The sequence below is a fragment of the Bradyrhizobium sp. 33ap4 genome, assembly GCF_032654765.1.
Classification (GTDB): domain Bacteria; phylum Pseudomonadota; class Alphaproteobacteria; order Rhizobiales; family Xanthobacteraceae; genus Bradyrhizobium; species Bradyrhizobium australafricanum.
The window spans coordinates 1-16,151 of the sequence record NZ_JAUMTJ010000105.1 but is presented as its reverse complement, the minus strand read 5'-3'; the positions used below and the strand labels follow the sequence as shown (position 1 = coordinate 16,151).

At 60.8% G+C, this 16,151-nt stretch carries 14 protein-coding genes and 3 pseudogenes; 9 read left to right on the top strand and 8 right to left on the bottom strand.

What is annotated here, in order from left to right; translation table 11 throughout:
• The first annotated feature begins 725 nt into the window (after window positions 1–725).
• Together Q2M23_RS41755 and Q2M23_RS41750 are read left to right on the top strand one after the other, a co-directional pair.
• A complete protein-coding gene (locus tag Q2M23_RS41755; RefSeq protein ID WP_092088749.1) occupies window positions 726–947 on the top strand; it encodes a hypothetical protein in 222 nt (73 codons plus the stop codon).
• Window positions 948–985: 38 nt separating this feature from the next.
• On the top strand, window positions 986–1,618 hold the full coding sequence (locus Q2M23_RS41750) for a MarC family protein (protein WP_301322286.1): 633 nt from the start codon (window positions 986–988) through the stop codon (window positions 1,616–1,618).
• 279 nt (window positions 1,619–1,897) lie between these two features.
• Here Q2M23_RS41750 and Q2M23_RS41745 read toward each other — a convergent pair whose 3' ends face one another.
• Window positions 1,898–2,068, bottom strand: a complete 171-nt coding sequence (locus Q2M23_RS41745) for a hypothetical protein (RefSeq protein ID WP_316399212.1) — start codon at window positions 2,066–2,068, stop codon at window positions 1,898–1,900.
• A 23-nt stretch (window positions 2,069–2,091) separates the two neighbouring features.
• On the opposite strand from Q2M23_RS41745, the gene Q2M23_RS41740 reads away from it, so the two are divergent.
• The 3 genes from Q2M23_RS41740 to Q2M23_RS41730 all read left to right on the top strand — a co-directional run bounded on the left by Q2M23_RS41740 (window position 2,092) and on the right by Q2M23_RS41730 (window position 3,751).
• Complete coding sequence (locus Q2M23_RS41740; RefSeq protein WP_253589127.1) at window positions 2,092–2,541, top strand: Hsp20 family protein; 450 nt, start codon at window positions 2,092–2,094, stop codon at window positions 2,539–2,541.
• An 84-nt stretch (window positions 2,542–2,625) separates the two neighbouring features.
• The gene (locus Q2M23_RS41735; RefSeq protein ID WP_253589126.1) at window positions 2,626–3,123 is read left to right on the top strand and encodes an Hsp20/alpha crystallin family protein; all 498 of its coding nucleotides are present in this window, start codon (window positions 2,626–2,628) and stop codon (window positions 3,121–3,123) included.
• A 94-nt stretch (window positions 3,124–3,217) separates the two neighbouring features.
• Window positions 3,218–3,751, top strand: a complete 534-nt coding sequence (locus Q2M23_RS41730) for a hypothetical protein (protein WP_253589125.1) — start codon at window positions 3,218–3,220, stop codon at window positions 3,749–3,751.
• A gap of 395 nt (window positions 3,752–4,146) precedes the next feature.
• On the opposite strand, the pseudogene Q2M23_RS41725 reads toward Q2M23_RS41730, so the two are convergent.
• The 3 genes and pseudogenes from Q2M23_RS41725 to Q2M23_RS41715 all read right to left on the bottom strand — a co-directional run.
• A pseudogene (locus Q2M23_RS41725) lies at window positions 4,147–4,338 on the bottom strand (epoxide hydrolase); the annotation flags it as partial.
• A gap of 844 nt (window positions 4,339–5,182) precedes the next feature.
• On the bottom strand, window positions 5,183–5,428 hold the full coding sequence (locus tag Q2M23_RS41720) for a hypothetical protein (protein ID WP_225648769.1): 246 nt from the start codon (window positions 5,426–5,428) through the stop codon (window positions 5,183–5,185).
• A 391-nt stretch (window positions 5,429–5,819) separates the two neighbouring features.
• Window positions 5,820–6,176 (bottom strand): hypothetical protein, encoded by a 357-nt coding sequence (locus tag Q2M23_RS41715; protein ID WP_092088757.1) that lies wholly within the window; start codon window positions 6,174–6,176, stop codon window positions 5,820–5,822.
• A gap of 550 nt (window positions 6,177–6,726) precedes the next feature.
• On the opposite strand from Q2M23_RS41715, the gene Q2M23_RS41710 reads away from it, so the two are divergent.
• Window positions 6,727–6,936, top strand: coding sequence for a hypothetical protein (locus Q2M23_RS41710; protein ID WP_156436216.1), 210 nt, complete (start codon window positions 6,727–6,729; stop codon window positions 6,934–6,936).
• A gap of 957 nt (window positions 6,937–7,893) precedes the next feature.
• Here Q2M23_RS41710 and Q2M23_RS41705 read toward each other — a convergent pair.
• Window positions 7,894–8,259 (bottom strand): nuclear transport factor 2 family protein, encoded by a 366-nt coding sequence (locus Q2M23_RS41705; RefSeq protein ID WP_253589123.1) that lies wholly within the window; start codon window positions 8,257–8,259, stop codon window positions 7,894–7,896.
• 148 nt (window positions 8,260–8,407) lie between these two features.
• Between Q2M23_RS41705 and Q2M23_RS41700 the strand changes: the two genes are divergently transcribed.
• The gene (locus Q2M23_RS41700; RefSeq protein ID WP_316399208.1) at window positions 8,408–8,884 is read left to right on the top strand and encodes a hypothetical protein; all 477 of its coding nucleotides are present in this window, start codon (window positions 8,408–8,410) and stop codon (window positions 8,882–8,884) included.
• Between the two features lie 488 nt (window positions 8,885–9,372).
• Here Q2M23_RS41700 and Q2M23_RS41695 read toward each other — a convergent pair whose 3' ends face one another.
• Window positions 9,373–11,583, bottom strand: a complete 2,211-nt coding sequence (locus Q2M23_RS41695; protein WP_316399206.1) for an ATP-binding protein — start codon at window positions 11,581–11,583, stop codon at window positions 9,373–9,375.
• A 317-nt stretch (window positions 11,584–11,900) separates the two neighbouring features.
• On the opposite strand from Q2M23_RS41695, the pseudogene Q2M23_RS41690 reads away from it, so the two are divergent.
• Together Q2M23_RS41690 and Q2M23_RS41685 are read left to right on the top strand one after the other, a co-directional pair.
• Window positions 11,901–12,527 (top strand): annotated as a pseudogene (locus tag Q2M23_RS41690) (PHP domain-containing protein); the annotation flags it as partial.
• Window positions 12,528–13,296: 769 nt separating this feature from the next.
• A complete protein-coding gene (locus Q2M23_RS41685) occupies window positions 13,297–13,734 on the top strand; it encodes a hypothetical protein (protein ID WP_316399204.1) in 438 nt (145 codons plus the stop codon).
• Window positions 13,735–15,116: 1,382 nt separating this feature from the next.
• Here Q2M23_RS41685 and Q2M23_RS41680 read toward each other — a convergent pair.
• Window positions 15,117–15,350: pseudogene (locus Q2M23_RS41680) on the bottom strand (DNA polymerase/3'-5' exonuclease PolX); the annotation flags it as partial.
• 217 nt (window positions 15,351–15,567) lie between these two features.
• Complete coding sequence (locus Q2M23_RS41675; RefSeq protein WP_316399202.1) at window positions 15,568–15,909, bottom strand: hypothetical protein; 342 nt, start codon at window positions 15,907–15,909, stop codon at window positions 15,568–15,570.
• Window positions 15,910–16,151: the final 242 nt, after the last annotated feature.

Below are 16,151 nucleotides of genomic sequence, written 5' to 3'. Positions count from 1 at the left end.
ACATCGGCTCACAAACTTAGCAGCCGATAGCCGATCGTTCACCCCCTCCGCCAGACGGGGTCTCCTTGCCGCTTACCATCGTCGCGCCGAACCGCCCGCTCCATCGTCGCGCCCGGCGCCTCGTACCACCCACCTGCCCGCTTGATCGGCATCATGTCGCATTGCACCGGCTTGGAGATGTTGGTCGCGATCGCGCGGTTCGGCACCCAGAGGGCAGCGCACCGCCAGCTTGGTCGGCAACGATGCCTGCAGCCGCGTGATCGTCGCGACCAAGTCGAGCGCATAGCTGTGCTGCGGGGTCACAGAATACCCCTGACGAGTCAGTGGGCTCGCTTCGCTGCTTCGTAACGATGATCTCGAGGCGGTCGGCTCTACAATCACAAGCCTTCCGGGCTGCGACCACAGCCAAGAACCCTTGAAATGGCTGACTCTGCTCCTATCGTCTGTTGTGGCCAAGCTTCAGCTTGCCGAAAGGTCCTCGGAGACAATTTGACCATGGACCCGAAACGGGGATCCAGCTTTGCAGGGGCTGCGGATCTTGTGGCGCACGCGGACACGGCGCGTCGACACGTTGCTGAATTGAGCGCAGCCTGTGCGAACGGCGACAAGAGTGCGGCCCGCCGGCATTGCGCCAGGCAATCAGTGAGCTCGAGCTCGCTCGCGCGATGTTGCGAATTGGAAATGACTGAATTGGAGACGTCGGGCACCTAACTGCGGGCTCCATCATGACGGCACAGCTTCACGATTTACTTACCGAGGCCCTTGAAAGCATCAAGTCGGGCGGTTTAATTCACAAATACAGCCTGGTCTGGGCCGGTCGTAGCGAGGCGCCACGCATTATCGTGTGTAAATCCGCCGACATTCCAGATGACGTTTTGCGTCGTACAATAGTGAGTTCACTGGCTGGCCTCGCAGCTGAGTCACAAATTACCATCGAAAAGGATTGAGGGCGGCGGCGTTCAGCTGTCCAAGGTGGGCTGCGACTATGCTTTGGAATCAGTTCGTCGGAATCACGATGCTGCTCTATGCGCTGACGAATCCGGTCGGAGCCATTCCAGTCTTTCTTGCGATCACGCGGCAGGCGCGAAGCGCAAATATCCATCGTATCATCGTCTTGGCATGCACGGCGGTTGCGGTTTTCTTTGTGGGGGCCGCGGTCCTCGGCAAGCAGATCCTCGGCTTCTTCAATGTCGGCCTCGATGACTTTCGTATCGCGGGCGGGTTGCTCGCACTGGTCATCGCGCTCGAGATGTTTCAGGCACAGTATGGGAAATTCTTGCAATCCAGCGGAGTTGACAGCAGCGAGGTAGATATCCATGGAATGGCGATAACACCGTTTGCATTCCCTTTGCTCGTCGGACCAGCCGAAGTCGGCATCATGATCACCCTTTCCAATGATAATCCTGGTTGGCTTTCGAAGGCGCTGCTTGCTGCGGCGTCAATCATCGCAACATTCCTGATCGGATTGACACTCTGGACGGCGGCGGCGATTGAGCGGTTCCTGGGAAAAACGGGGATCAACGTTATGACCCGCACCATGGCGCTCATTGTAGCGGCGATAGGCGTGAACTTCATTATGACTGGCCTGCGGAGCGAATTGCCCGGATTGGCCGGCTGAAATTCTGACAGGTCAGTTGCAAGCTAGGCTTCCGCGCCGGCTGCGCAACGGATCTCACATGACGCGTGCCTTCGTGGTGAGCCTTTGCACGGCAGCCGGCCCCAGAGCAAATGGAAATACCGCAATGGGACTGGCACGCCCGGGGACAAAGTGCAAACTTCTCCGTTCCCGCGCGAGATTCAGCATTGAGCGGTCTCCCGACCCGGCGCAGATGGCCGGCGTGCCCTCGCGAGCCAACTGCCCGAACTCGGTTCCGGTGCGCGGGCCGGAATAACCCGACTAAAACCAAGCCAAAAAATTTTTGCGAACGCTCTTGAAACTGATCGCCGCTTTTCTAATTGGATTTTTGCCGCTTACGGGCGGTGCCGGGCGCCGGGTTGGGCTCGGCAAAGCAACCAGGGCGCCGGACAGGTGTCTTGCACCGATCGTCTTGCGCTCCTTCGTATCCATCTTGCTCTCTGGAGGACTTGGCTATGAGGACATACGATTTCGCTCCCCTGTGGCGTTCGAGTATTGGATTCGACCGCCTCATCGATCTTCTCGACGAAACCCAGCAACGGTCCGAAGACAACTACCCGCCCTACAATATCGAGCGGCTCGGAGAGGACCGTTACCAGATCTCGGTCGCACTGGCCGGCTTCAACCAGGACGAGATTTCGGTGACGGCTGAGCAGAACGTGCTGACCGTGGAAGGCCGCAAGGGCGACAAGGACCAGCACGAATACCTCTATCAGGGTATCTCGGCGCGTCCGTTCAAGCGACAGTTCAGCCTCGCCGACCACGTGCAGGTCAAATCGGCAATGGTCGAGAACGGTCTGCTGCGGATCGAGCTCGTGCGCGAAATCCCCGAGGCCATGAAGCCTCGGCGTATTGCCATCGGAAGTGGCGCTCCTGGCGGACAAATCACGCAGAAGGCGGCCTGAGCCCGCTTCCTATTGGGCCAAAACACGCACGGACGGTACCCGTCCGTGCGCTGACCAGCTGCATGTCAAGTTAAGGAGGATATCATGGGTATTCGGGATCTCGTTCCCTGGGGCAAAGGGCAAGAACTCTCAACCGGACGAGAGGCATTCGATCCGTTTCTCACGCTTCACCGTGAGATGAACCGTCTGTTCGATGACGCCTTTCGCGGCTTCGGCTCATTCGGTCGCATCAACGCTCCGTTGATGGAGGGCCAGTTTAGTTGGCCACGCCTTGAACTGAATGAAACCGACAAGGAGGTTACGGTTTCCGCCGAGCTTCCAGGCCTCAGCGAAAAGGATGTCCAGGTTGAAATTGCCAATGGCATCCTGTCAATCCGGGGTGAAAGGAAAGCAGAACGCAGCGACGATTCCAAGTTCGTCAGCGAGCGATATTACGGCTCTTTCGAGCGCCAGATTCCGCTTGATGGCGTCGAGGAAGATAGGGCGAAGGCCGACTTCAAGAACGGCGTCCTCACCGTGACGCTACCGAGGTCCGAGCAGTCACGGTCGAACGTCAAGCGTATCGTGATCAACAGCAACTAAGGCCAGAGGTCGGCGGCGCACGACCGTCGCCGACCTCTATATCCAAGCCTTCAGCAACGCGTCTCTGGGCGAAAGGAGAAACAGGAGGCACGACATGAGCCATGTCAATCGCAATGCCAACATCAATGAGTCGCTATTTCATTCAGTATCCCACTACAATTCACCCGGCGATGTATTGAATGACGCGCGGCTCTCGACGGACGAGAAGCGCGTCATCCTATCGTCCTGGGCATCGGATATGTACGTCATCGAATCGCAACCGACCCTGCGGGAGATCCCTGGCATTCCACATCGGTTGCGCCTTGCCGACATCCTCGCGGCCCTGAAGCGGCTGGACGACGAGGATGATCCGCCGCCGCGCGGCGGAATGGCGATGCAGCTGCCTCGGTTGAGCAAGCCGGTGCGCGCCGTTTGCGATTCCGAACGACATGCTGCGACGAAGCGGCATCGGCCGTTGAAAGTATCCCGCGCGGATGCTCGGTGGACTCGCGAAGCAAATGTACGGCGATACCGAAAGCTGTTGGACACTCAACTGACTGACGCAGAACGCAGCTTCATCAGGCGGCGTCTTGTCGAGGAATTGAAGGGCCTGATCACCTCCCGGAGCGAGCGTCATCACAAAAACTGAGCCCGGGACCGCGCAGTGTACGAATAAACTGTCGATGAAGGCAGGAAAAGATGGCAGCAGATCCGTTAGCTCAAGCGAAGATGGGTGTGGAGGCCCTTGCACTGTGTATCGCAGGTGTCTTGTGCGAACGTGACCCATCGCTTTTGCCCGTATTCCAAGAAAGTGCGAGCACGCTTCATCGCATTCTCGATGATCGTGGAGATCATGAGGCGGCAGCAATGATCGGCGCATTTGGTCGAGCACTAATGAAACGTCCTCCAATCCCCAATTGACAATGGTGACCACAGCACTCCCATCGCTCGTGGGCTAAAGCCTACCACTCGAGCTACGCCGAAAACTGGCGCATCGCCTCCAATCTTTTCATGGGTGACCTCCGGTGAGCATGTTCGCGCCAGAGTTCTGACCAGCTGTTCATAGGCGCGTCGTTCCTCTGCGGAGAGACTGGACGGCCGTGGGTTGCCGGCCTTGAAGGCCTTGTCGACGTCGGCTGGAACGGTGGCGGGCATGTTGGTGTGGATGGCAAGCAATCCCGCAGGTGCCTGTAAGCCCATCTGGTCGACGACAAACGCTCCCCAATCGCCTCCCTGTTCGCCGCAATAGCCCGGGCCCCGATGGCGTGTCTTCCGCGCCCGCGGCCAATTCTACACACAAAACGCGAAAACGGCCCCAGCTTAGGGATCGCTGAGGCCGTCGTTTCGTCTGCTGGGGGCGCGGGCGCCGGTGAGCAAGAGCCACCTCGGTTCAGGCAGAATGCCGGTACATCCGCGGCAGCCTGAATTGCACTCGACGTCGCAGCGCACTTGCCGAGGGCCTCGGGGGGACGCTACAAGCGACCCCGGCGCTGGGGGCACCAGGGTCGCCACTGAACTCCCGGTCGGGGGGGCACCTGATCGCGGGAGCAACGAATTGACTCTTCGCATTCCCACTTGTTCCCGAGGCGTTAGCAAATCAGCAACGTGATCGGCGCAGGCTTCTCTGAGGGACGGGACCGTTGGGGACGCAGCACGGTCACGTTTCGGAGGAGCTGGCGCACCGGCCCTGAGCGTCGGCTCCTCTTTTGGACCTTGTGTGAGTTAGGCAACAGCCGTCACTCCGGGTACCTGCTAAGCAAGTGACGTTGGGAATTTCAGGGCCCTAGCGCTGGGAATGACAGGGCGCCGCCGGGACAAACCATTTCGGGCCCGGCGGCGTAGTTTTTGAGATTTGCCGCGCTGACGCATGAGAGGCGTCTCAAGATGTCTGGCGACAAGATTGCTACAAAGACCGTGCTGTTAGCGCTCGCCATAGGCATTGCCATATGGGCAACTATGGGGGCGCCCGAGCCAGGCACAAATTCGCCGATGCACGTCGCCAGCAGGCGATGAGGCCCTGCCTGCCCGTCTGGCGGTTTAGTCTCCTAGGGACATTCGGCGCTGTCGCTTTAGGTCGGCGTCATTCGAGCGGTAGAGAAAGCGCGGGCAGCGGCCTATTGCCCTGCTCGCAACCTGTTCGCCCCTTGAGCGGTAGAACCGGCGTTGAGGCATCCGCGGCAGTCCGGCCCATGAAATGGGTCAGATTAACGCCCGATGACCACTCCACATAACCAACGGCCGAAAAGGCGAGCGCTCCCACGACGAGAATACTGAGCACTGAAGCGGCGGCTGCTGACGCCAAGCTTTGGCTGCTGAAAAACGGCATCATGATTCTCCGACACCGAGTTGCCACCCATCGGTGCGTTAGGCCGACTCGCGATGATCGCGTGTGAACGGTCTCACATATCACGCGCACTTGATGCGTCATCGGCCCGTGGCACAGCCCCTGCAGTTTGCTTGGTGCTGGGAATTTCAGCGTCCCAGTTCAGGAAGGAAACGCCGCCGGGCGTGTATTTTTGAGACCGGCGGCGTCTTTTTCTTGAGCCAGCGCGAGCTAGCCCGTTTCAGACCGCCTCGTCGTCTTCATCTTGCTGCTCGACGTTCGGCCACTCGGGCATTGCATACCCCGTGGCCCGATCACTACCCGCAAGCCCACAGAACTCAGCGACTGGAACAGACTCTGAAAGGCGGCTTCGTCTTGAAAGTAGAACTCGCCATCACCCGCACAAAGCGGACTGGCGTGCCAGAATGCAACGAGTGCTTTTGCCTTCAGTCCGCCGATGCTCGCAAATCTCCGTAATACCCAGCCTGTCGCGGGCCTCCTCAAAGAACCTGCCTTTTTCGGTCAGAGATCTGTTATTTGCTTTATCCCACACATCGATCGGCGCACCCTCACCAAACCGCTCGTCCATTTCTTCATGCATCTTCGTGTGCAACCGCGCCCATTCTACATGCCGCGCGTAGTATTCGCGCACTAACGGCTCAAACTTCGCAGCGAGCCCGATGAGTTCAGCATCGACCCGCGGCCACCCACCCGGCAATGTCGGGCGGTGTCCATTGTCTGCGTGGTCCAACCCGCAATCGTGATCACCATTTCGCCAGTCAACCCCGACAAGATCCAACACGGTCGCAGCGCGCGATGACGGTTACCACGAAGGATCATATGCATATTCTCGTAGAGCTCGAAAAACTCTTTCATTGACCGGCGGCGCGCCTTGACCCACGGATTGCGTACCTGCGCGGAATGGCGAATTCCTAGCGGCTTGTTTTGCGTCGCGTGCGACCTTCAATCCCACGACGGCTAGCGCTTCAGTGCCAGCTTCGACCCGAGGCGTCGGTCAAGCCCAGAGCCTACTCCTTCTTAGGTAAGAAACATTTACGTACCGCCGCAGTCATCAACTCGTCAGGATTTTGCACTTTACATCCTGGGGCTAGAGCCAACGGTCCGTGTGTATTTTAAGCGGGCGGCGTCGCGCCCTCCACCTAAAGCCGGAAGCGGCCGCCATCGAGTTGTGAGAGCGCTGACACCAACGCAGAGCTTGCTGCGCCCGGAAGACCGACCTCGACATTTGGAACATTCCGGGCCTACCCGCTTGTTCCGAAATCCAGAACGAGATCACCAACGTGACGGACGAACTTGAATATCTAGCGCACCGATTGGTGATTATCGAGCAACCCGGCGGCGGGTTCTTGGTGGAAGCGACGCCGATCGCTGGCGGACAAACGATCAGAACAATGACCTATCAACGTACCCAGGAAGCGATCGCTGCAGCGAAACGGACAATCGACAAGCATCTCGAAGGTAGGGGGCCTGCCAATCTGGCTCGCTATTAGTGGCTTTGGCGGCGGAAGTTCCATGCAGCCCCTTGGGGCCGAGTCGGCGGCCCTCCGCCGATTTGAACCCGAGACATTAAAACAATAGGTCCTAGCGTCTGCGAGGAGCGCTTTGGACGTGCGGTTTTATAGCCTATTCGGGCTACGTGCATCCGGCATAAATTGCGCTTTCAGCGAGAGACGCCCGGGCTTAAGCTATGTGACAAATGCTGCACTGTCGGGGTGTGCCATGGCCGAAACATTCGTCCGCGTAGGCATCGTCCTTTTGGGGCTTTGCCCTTTCGCAATCGTTGCAATTGCTCTGCTCGTGCAAAGCTGACACGGTTTCATTCGCGAGTCGGCCGGAGCGAACCGGCCGAGACAGCGGCCCCAGCGACTGCCTCTTGGCCCCCAAAGGTTGCTGCGGCCGTTTCTAACTCTCTAAATTCATAGCAATGAAACACGTTGGCGACCGCCCCTACTCCGAATCCGAAAAAGCCGCGCGCAGGATCATGGAGCACGCTCGGGCCTTCGAGCCGATCCAGGATCGGCCGGATCTGCATCGAAAAGATCAACTATCCGATGCTCTACCAGGACAAGGCGACGCCGGCTGAGTATTGGGCTGGCTTGGAGGGATCGGGGCTGGCTCGAGTATCACGAAAGCGGGACCTTCGTGAGGATGCTGGACCTCGGGCCGCGCTTGGTGCTGCGGGACGAAACGGGCTGGCAGCTCACCGACGCCGGCCGCGAGATCCTCAGTGTTGCGGAATCGTCGGCCCCCCAGCCGGTCGCGCCGGAGGTCTCAGCTGTATCCGCGCCGCCGCAGCCCGATGCACTGACCGCGCCTCCGCCACGCCTGCTCGAACGCGCGATCCCGGCACAGCGACCAAGCAGACGCGAGGGGCGACGGCGCAATCGACAACGGCGGCAGCTGGAGCGGTCGGCTTAGGCCGCCGCGAACGGACAGTCGTCACGGCATCAAACCGTAAACGCCTCATCGTTGGTGACCAGCGGATTGCAGGTCGAGTGCACGATCTTGCCGGCGGCGTTCAAGCGGAGGCGCGTCCGGAACAGCCGTCCCCCTGCATCGCGGTACTCGAGGTAGATGCCGCCGTCTTCCGGCACGATCGCCTCGATCTGGAAGGGGCCGGGAGGCTGATCCGCCAACCTCAGTGTCCAATAGGAACGCAATGCCCGCCTGCCCTCGAACCTCCCGCCTTCGCAGCATTCCACGGTGGTGTCTTCGTCGTACAGGCCGAGCAGATCGGACATTCGCCGGTCCCGGCACGCGTCGAGCAAATCGACGACGATGGCCATGGCATCGAAAGTCTCGGGTGCACCCATCACGGCCCTCTTTCTGCAACGCCCCATGACAGACTAGGTGTTCCGGCCTGAACTGCAGGTGAACCGCGCCGGGTTCCGGAATCGAGTCCTTCTTGCGCCGACCGGGTCCCGCAGCGTCGCCCGGAAGAGATCGCAGAGGAGCGCGAAGATGGAGCTGACCGATCTGGAGCGCGATTTTCTGAGGAAGCTCCCCGGCGAATCCTTGGTCAGCCCGCCGACGTTCGACCACGAAATCTGGCGCGGCTCGTGGAGCCGGGTCACGTGGAAACCGAACCACTTCCATCCGGAGATATCGAGTATCGCATCACCGACGCCGGGCGGGCGGCGGCTACCGCGTGAACCACAGATCGGCGAGCCGAGGGGGCCGAGTCAGGGGGCTTCGGTTTTCGGGAGCCGCTCCAATTGCAGACGCAGGGCGGCCGACAATTCCGGCTTTTCCTTGATGCAGCCGCCCGCCGATTCCCGCACAATTGACCCGCTGTGTTGCGGACCGCTGTCGACGCCCCCCCAGCATCGGAGCAATCTCGTTGCGACCCACCTCCTGAAAGCAACGTCGGCGGGACGTCGACGGTTTCAGCGGCGATCGGGCCAGGTCGAAGGAACGATAATCGTCCTGCCCCATTGAACTGCAGGGACCGTCGCCCGCCGTTGAACTACGGCGCCTGTCGCGGATAGCCAAAGGTCTCACGGCCCGCTATTCAGAACTAGCGCTCGCGAGGATAGCCAAAGGCGGCGGCCTCCTCCAGGCGTAAGAGTCGAACCGTCCTCCGCAGCGCCTGCGATGTTGCCTTCGAGGCCAGTCGCATGGAGTCCCTAAACGATCGTCCGATGTGCCCGGTGTGCAAGCACGGGCTCGCGCTGTCGCGTATCTCTTCCGGCGAGCGGGGATTCGAGGAGCGCACGTTCGAGTGCTCTACCTGCGGCAGGACGGAAAAGGTTACGATCGAGGTTGACCCCGTGAAGTCAGATGCGGTGGGCTGGCTCGCCCGCGAGCGTCGGCCGCCGCGCTGACTTGACCCGATCGGTGGCGCCACGGCCAATGCTCGATGCCGATGATCATCCTTGACGTGTCACGGCAGAAAAGCCAACTCGTTCTGCTGCGCGCCCCATCGCTCAGTTTTCGACTTGATCCATCACGTCGCGTACCTTGGCGGCCAGTTCATTGAAGCTGAAGGGCTTGACGATCAATTGCACGCCCTTATCGAGCCGGCCGTGATGAATGATCGAGTTGCGGGCATATCCGGTAGTGAACAGCACCTTCAAGGAGGGGCGGATGGCTCTGGCTTGAGCGGCGACCTGCGCGCCCGTCATACCGCCCGGAAGGACCACGTCTGTAAACAGGAGATCCACTCGGGGTTGCCGGTCTAGAATCCGCAGAGCAGCCGGCCCATCATGGGCCTCCAGCACGCGATAGCCGAGCTCGCGGAGGCTGTCGACAGAGTAGGCTCTGACGTCGGCGTCATCCTCGACGACGAGAATGGTCTCTTCCTGGGTCGCCTCCGGATTGAGCGTCTCATCAGGTGTGGTGTCATCCGACGAGTCACCTAATAGACGAGGCAGGTAAATTTTGACGGTGGTGCCCTGCCCAAGTTCCGAATAAATCTTCACATGACCGCCCGACTGCTTGACGAAGCCATACACTTGGCTCAGCCCAAGTCCCGTGCCTTTGCCGACGGGTTTCGTCGTGAAGAAGGGCTCGAACGCTTGCGCCACGGTCTGCCGGTCCATGCCAACGCCGGTGTCGGTGACCGATATGACGACGTACTGGCCCGCCACCACTTCCCTATGTGCCGCGACATAGGCTTCGTCGATGTGGGCGTTACCGGTCTCAAGTGTCAGCCTTCCCCCATTTGGCATGGCATCGCGAGCGTTGACGGCGAGATTGAGGATGGCAGCCTCGAGCTCATTGGGGTCGGCTTCCACGCGCCACAACCCGGCGCCGAGCACGGTCTCCACGGCGATCGTCTCGCCGAGCGTGCGATGGACCATCTCGGAAAGGCCGTTGACCAGAACGTTCACGTCGATCGGCTTGGGATCGAGGGGCTGGCGGCGCGAGAACGCGAGAAGGCGCTGGGTAAGCGAGGCCGCCCGTTGGGCGCCATTCATCGCGTGACGCACGGCGCGCTGCAGATGCGCGGAATCCGAAGGAACATTACGCTGCAACGTGTCGAGATTTCCCATGATCACCTGGAGAAGGTTGTTGAAGTCGTGGGCGACCCCACCCGTCAACTGCCCCACCGCTTCCATCTTTTGGGACTGCCGCAGCGCCTCCTCGTTGCGCTTAAGCTGTTCGGTGCGCTCGATCACCTGCTTTTCCAGCGTGGCATTCAACTCGACGAGCGCCTCCTGGGCGCGCTTGCGTTCTGCGATTTCGCGGTGCGACGCCTGCGAAAGACGGACATTGTCGATTGCCACGGCCGCTTCGGCGGCGAGCCCCGAGAGGCCCCGCTCGGAGCGCTCCGAAAAGACGCTAGGCTTGCCGTGGCCAAAGAACAGGCCTCCGATCACATCCCCCGTCCGCGAAATCACGGGAACGGCGAGATAGCTCCGGACGGGCAGATGGCCTTCGGGCATGCCTCGACGCGGCGCATTCTTGCCATAGCGGGGATCCTTGGTGATATCGTCGGAGCGCACGATGCCCTCGCCGTTGAAGGTCGGCGCGAACACTTCGGTATTTCGCGGCATCGGAAACTTCGAAAATGCCTCCAGCGGCGCTCCCGAAAGCGTGTAGAGCATGTAGCTTTCGCCGGCCTCGTTGGTGAGGTTGTAGAAAAACGCCCCAAACTCGGCACCGCTGAGTTCGACGCCCGCATCCGTTACGATTTGCACCAGGCGCTGGAGATCAGTCTCGAGGGCAAGGGCCGATCCGGCACGATTGAGCACTTCGAGCGAATGCCGCTCTTCACGGATCATCTCCTCGGCCTCCCGCTGGATCGTGCGGTCGCGCAGGATCTTGACGAAACCGACGATCTTTCCGCCCTCGCGGATCGGGCTCAGTTCGCCCACCGCCCAGAAACGGCTCCCGTCTTTGCGGAGGCGCCAGCCTTCCTCGCCGCCGCCCCTACCGTGCGCGGTCGCATCTTCCATTTCTTTGCGCAACTGCGCCTGGCCAGCGTCTGCGGCAAAGATCCGGTCCAAGGACTTGCCGAGCATTTCGGGTTCGCTCCAGCCAAGGATCCGGCTCGCGCCGGTATTCCAGCTGGTAACGAGTCCGCGTTCATCGGCGCTGATGATGGCCGTATCAGTCGCGCCATTGACGATCTGACGCCACTGGGCCGCGCTGATTTCATCGGGCGCGCTTGCGAGGTCGTCAGCTTCGATCATCGATGCTCCCTGACAAAAGTGCGGATGCCACATCCCGGAAGGAGGCAGGCCGGCGTCAGTAGCTCGACTTTCTTGACGGCCCCCGGCGGCTGTAGAAGTACACTTGGCCAACGCAGGGTCCCAGCGGTGAGTTCCCTTTCGAGCGGGTACGGTGGGGGCACAAAATTTCGTTCAGAACGTCAACACAATGCGGAACAAAGAACCGCATCACGGCCCTTCCCTAGCCATCTTTTCAGGTTCCATGACGGAAGGCCGCAGGAATTGTCCGACCTCGGTGATGGACGCCGTCCGCCTGAGCTGGCGTTCGGCTGATGCTCAATTCCACGTGCGGCCACTATGCTGGCGGTCTTTCTGTCGAGGAGATCGCGCAGCAGCACAGGGAAGCCGACCGGCTGAACAAGCGATTCGGCAAGGATTTCCGGATCCTCAAAGGAATCGAGTCCGACATTCTTGCCGACGGGTCGCTCGACAATGCCGACGACGTGCTGGAGCGATTCGACTTCGTGGTCGCGAGCATTCGCGGCCGGTTCAAATTGAACCGACAAGGCCCAGACGCAGCGCATGCTCCGGGCCATCTCGCATCCTCAAACCACTATCATCGCCACATGACCGGACGGCAAATCCAGCGGCGGCCAGGCTACGAAATCGACGTTGAGAAAGTGTTGCAGGCATGTGTGAAGCATGACGTGGCCGTCGAGACCAACGCCCACCCATGGCGGCTTGACCTAGACTGGCGTTGGCATGAGGCGGCGCTCGAGTTCGGCTGCATGATGAGCATCAATCCGGACGCGCACTCGGCGCCTGAACTCAATCACATGCATTGGGGTGTAGAGATGGCGCGCAAAGGCGGTGTGCCGCCGGACAGGGTCCTGAACGCGATGACGCTTCCCGAGATCACGCGCTACCTCGGCCAGAGGCGGCGCTCGCTCTTCCGCGTCGCCTAATGCCATTGGCACAAGACCACTCGCTCGAAGGAACGGTGGTGGCGGTCGCGGCTGACCGCGGGCACCACTTCAGCAAACCGACGCAGGACTGCATAGTCCTGGTGGAAGGTCACGGCGTCGAAGGCGACGCCCACGCCGGCGTTCGTCCGGCACCGCTATCTCTCCCGCCGCCAGCCCCGCCTACCCAATCTCCGACAGGTCCATCTGATCCAATCCGAAATCTTCGCATCCCTTCTCGAAGCTGGCTTCGACGTCGGCGCGGGCGATCTCGCCGAGAACATATTGCCGGCCTGGACCTTGAGCGAATGCCGCTCGGGTCCCTCATCAAGCTCGGACCCACGGCGATCATAGAGCTGACTGGCCTCCAGACGCCGTGCGTCCTCATGGACCGCTTCCGAGCCGGCCTTAAGCGGCACATGCTCTCGTCGGCGGAAACTGACCCTCCGTTCAAATCCGGGGTGCTTGGCGTGGTGCGGGCCGGCGGGACGGTCGCGCCTGGCGATACCGCGCCGGTTCGGTCAGCGCTCAGCTGCCCTGAAAACTTGTTCGGCGTGCCTTTCTTGCGGCAGCCGATTTTGATCCCGTGCGCCATCTGTTTCTCTCTTCTTTGGAACGTCTTCTGGCGTGCTCATTTGAAAACGCGCGGTAAACCCTCCGCGGCTGTGCCGCGGGCGCATCTATTCACTCAAGCTGATTTGCGAGCAAATATCGGCTGCGTCGAAAGTCAGTTCGTGGTCTGGACCTGTGGAGAAGGATAAGGGTGTAACAAATGAGCGTCATCGGTCCAGCCATTGCGATCGTTATCGGCCTAGCCACTGTGATGGTCGTTTACCTGCTGGCGAGGAAAACCCGGCGTGAGCGCGATAGCCAAAGACAACATATCGCCGATGAACGTCACGAGAACGCTAGCCCGCAAAGCGCTCTCTCCGCAATCGGCGACCGCGAACGCGATGAGGAGGCTCGATCTCGTACAGCGGTCGGGAGCCGATACAGCCACCTTGAAGATGATCCGACCTATGCGACGAGCGTGGAATTGGGGAAGATTTTGATGGACCTGAGCGAGTTAGAGACGGATCTCGCCCTGGCTAAGCAAAGCAAGGACACGGATTTAGCTCTCAAAATCCGGCTCGAGATGAATGACTTGGAAAGTCGCGCTTCCGAGCTAGAGAGGCAACTCGTGAATGGTCCCGATACTCGCCCGGGCTAACCGACCGGCCGCTACCGGAAGTACGTCATGCCGCCGGCAACGATCGACAAGACAAAAGCCAAAGCAGCAGCCCCAATAATCCATGGCATGTCACGGCGTTCATTAGGCGTCATACAGCTTTCTCTCAAATCGCATCGCTTCGCGCAAAGGAAGGCCTCAGCACGAGACGGTTAAGTGCCGAGACCAAGTTTTCTACGTCATCCCTTGTTCAACGCCGATGACGGTCGGCACTGAACAGACGATCAACCGACCGGTTAAGGGATTGTTCCTATTCCCGGTGTTGTCGTTTTAGCTGGTCGTGCCATGCCATGGCTGCCAACGAGCGAATGCGCACCAAGGCCAGTTCGACCGCTGCTGTGGCCGTTTCAGACCCAACCACGAACCATCCCCCTTGCATGGAGGACCAGGTCGCATTGAACCGCCTTGGCAGTCGTCGCTATGCCTCCATCAGGCATCCAGAGAGCGCTCTCGACCGCGGCGGGCACCGAGCGCTGCAGCCTAGCAACGGCTGGCCTCAGACTTCAGCTGAATCCGGATCGGCTTCGTGTAATCGGCAAGGTGATCATCGGCGCTCCTCAACCCGCTTTGTCGCGCCGTCGCGCTGTTGATGCCCGAACAATGCCGGCCAATCCGCAACGGTCCCGGCCTGGGCGATCTCCCGAGCCGTCGGCACGATCCGGACCACGTTTATTGTAGCCGTATGCCGCGCCGCATCCTGGTCGTCCGGCTTCAGACCTGCGACACGTTGAGGGAATCGGATTCCGCTAGCTGCGACGGCGCCGTGCCCCGGCTGCCACGTAGCGCGGGCGATCATCTTCGCCACGGCGACCGGGATGCGGTCTCCCCGCGCTGCGATGTAGCCGTCGATACGCGTTTCGATGCGATGGCCCAGCCGGGAGGTGCGGTTTTCGCGGTCACAGGCGCGGCACCTCAATCTGGATCGTGCGCGCATCTGCGCTGCGGTCGATCACGGTGAAGACGGCATCGCGCAGCACCCGATCGAGCTCGACGGGCGTCGCGCTCATCGGCTCCTCGATGGTGTCGAGATCGATCACATCAGCCGCCTGCGGATTGAAGTCCCCGCCGCGCACGCCACAGAGCTGTGCGCGGCGCGGATCGGTCACGTCGACCGCGATGCATTGGTCCAGGGCACGGAGTGCCGCTGCGATCGGCATGGTCGCATCTTCGTATTGGCCCGCGAACTTCCGTTGCCCATGCTCGTCACGAAACCACGCAGAGCGCAGCATGAAGACAGTTTGCATTTCCGGCGTCGGTTCTGCCGCCGCCGAGACCAGCGCGGTCGAAGCCTTCTGCGGCGGCATCACCTGCCGACCTTGCCGGATCGCATCGGGCATCGTCTTAAGCTCTGCGAAAGCGAAGGTGGGGATCTCCTTCCGCAGCTTTTCGAGGCTGGGATGACTGCCCGTCTTCTGAAGCTTGGTGATGATGTCGGCGATCGCATTGCCGACGCCCGGGATCTCCGTAAGACGATCCTCGGCGATGAGCACGTCCAGCGGGACGGCAAGAGCCGCCAGGCTGTCGGCGGCCCGAGAGTAGGCTTTCGCCCTGTGGGGATTGCCGCCTCGCAAGGCGGTGCGCTGCGCGTACTCTCGCAGGAATCATTGCGCGCGCGACTTCGTCAGCGAGTGCTCGGTGATGCGCTGCCAGTTTGGCGAACAGCGCTTTCTTTGCCGCGTTGGTCGCGAGCTTGCTGATTAGTTCGCACTCTTCCGCCTCGACACTGGCAGATGATCCGGAAGTGACTTATCGAGTAGGCCGGCGACCAGCACGGCGAGCGCTGCGTCTTCGATGGCCCCCTCGGCGTATTCGACCCTATCCCACTCGAAATGGAATACCGCCGAAGCGATGGTCGATCGTCGTCGGGCGCATTGCGATCATGCGGGCGTAGTGCGCGCACAACTGATCCATGGCGCCATCAAACGCCTCTTGCGCCGCTGCTAAGCCCGACTGCTCGTTAGCGTCGGCTATAGCTGCATTGTACGCGCTGCGCGCCTCCTCGCCGCGCAGACACGCGTCCCGATAGGTCCCGGGCGGGTATGACCGGCGGGCGATCTCAACCAGGCGGCCCGTTTCATCGTTCGCGGCATCCCGAAGCCGCGATATTTCGACGAACCGGCTCCCCAGGTCGATCAGCTCGGCATCTGGACTGGCCAAGGAAACAGTTGTTGCGGTAGTCGGCGCCGCTGCGGCATCAGCCGATCAATACACACCTAAGCTGTTGAAAACAATACAATTAATCTAAGCTACCGAAATTAGCCCACAGTCCAGCCCACAAACACGAACGGCCCCGACGCGGCGCGCCGAGGCCGCCATTCCAGACTGTCGCGCGCCATGGAAAACTGCCCCCTCGGCGCCATGAGGAATTGCCCCCTCCTTGGATTAGCCGAGGAGAGAGC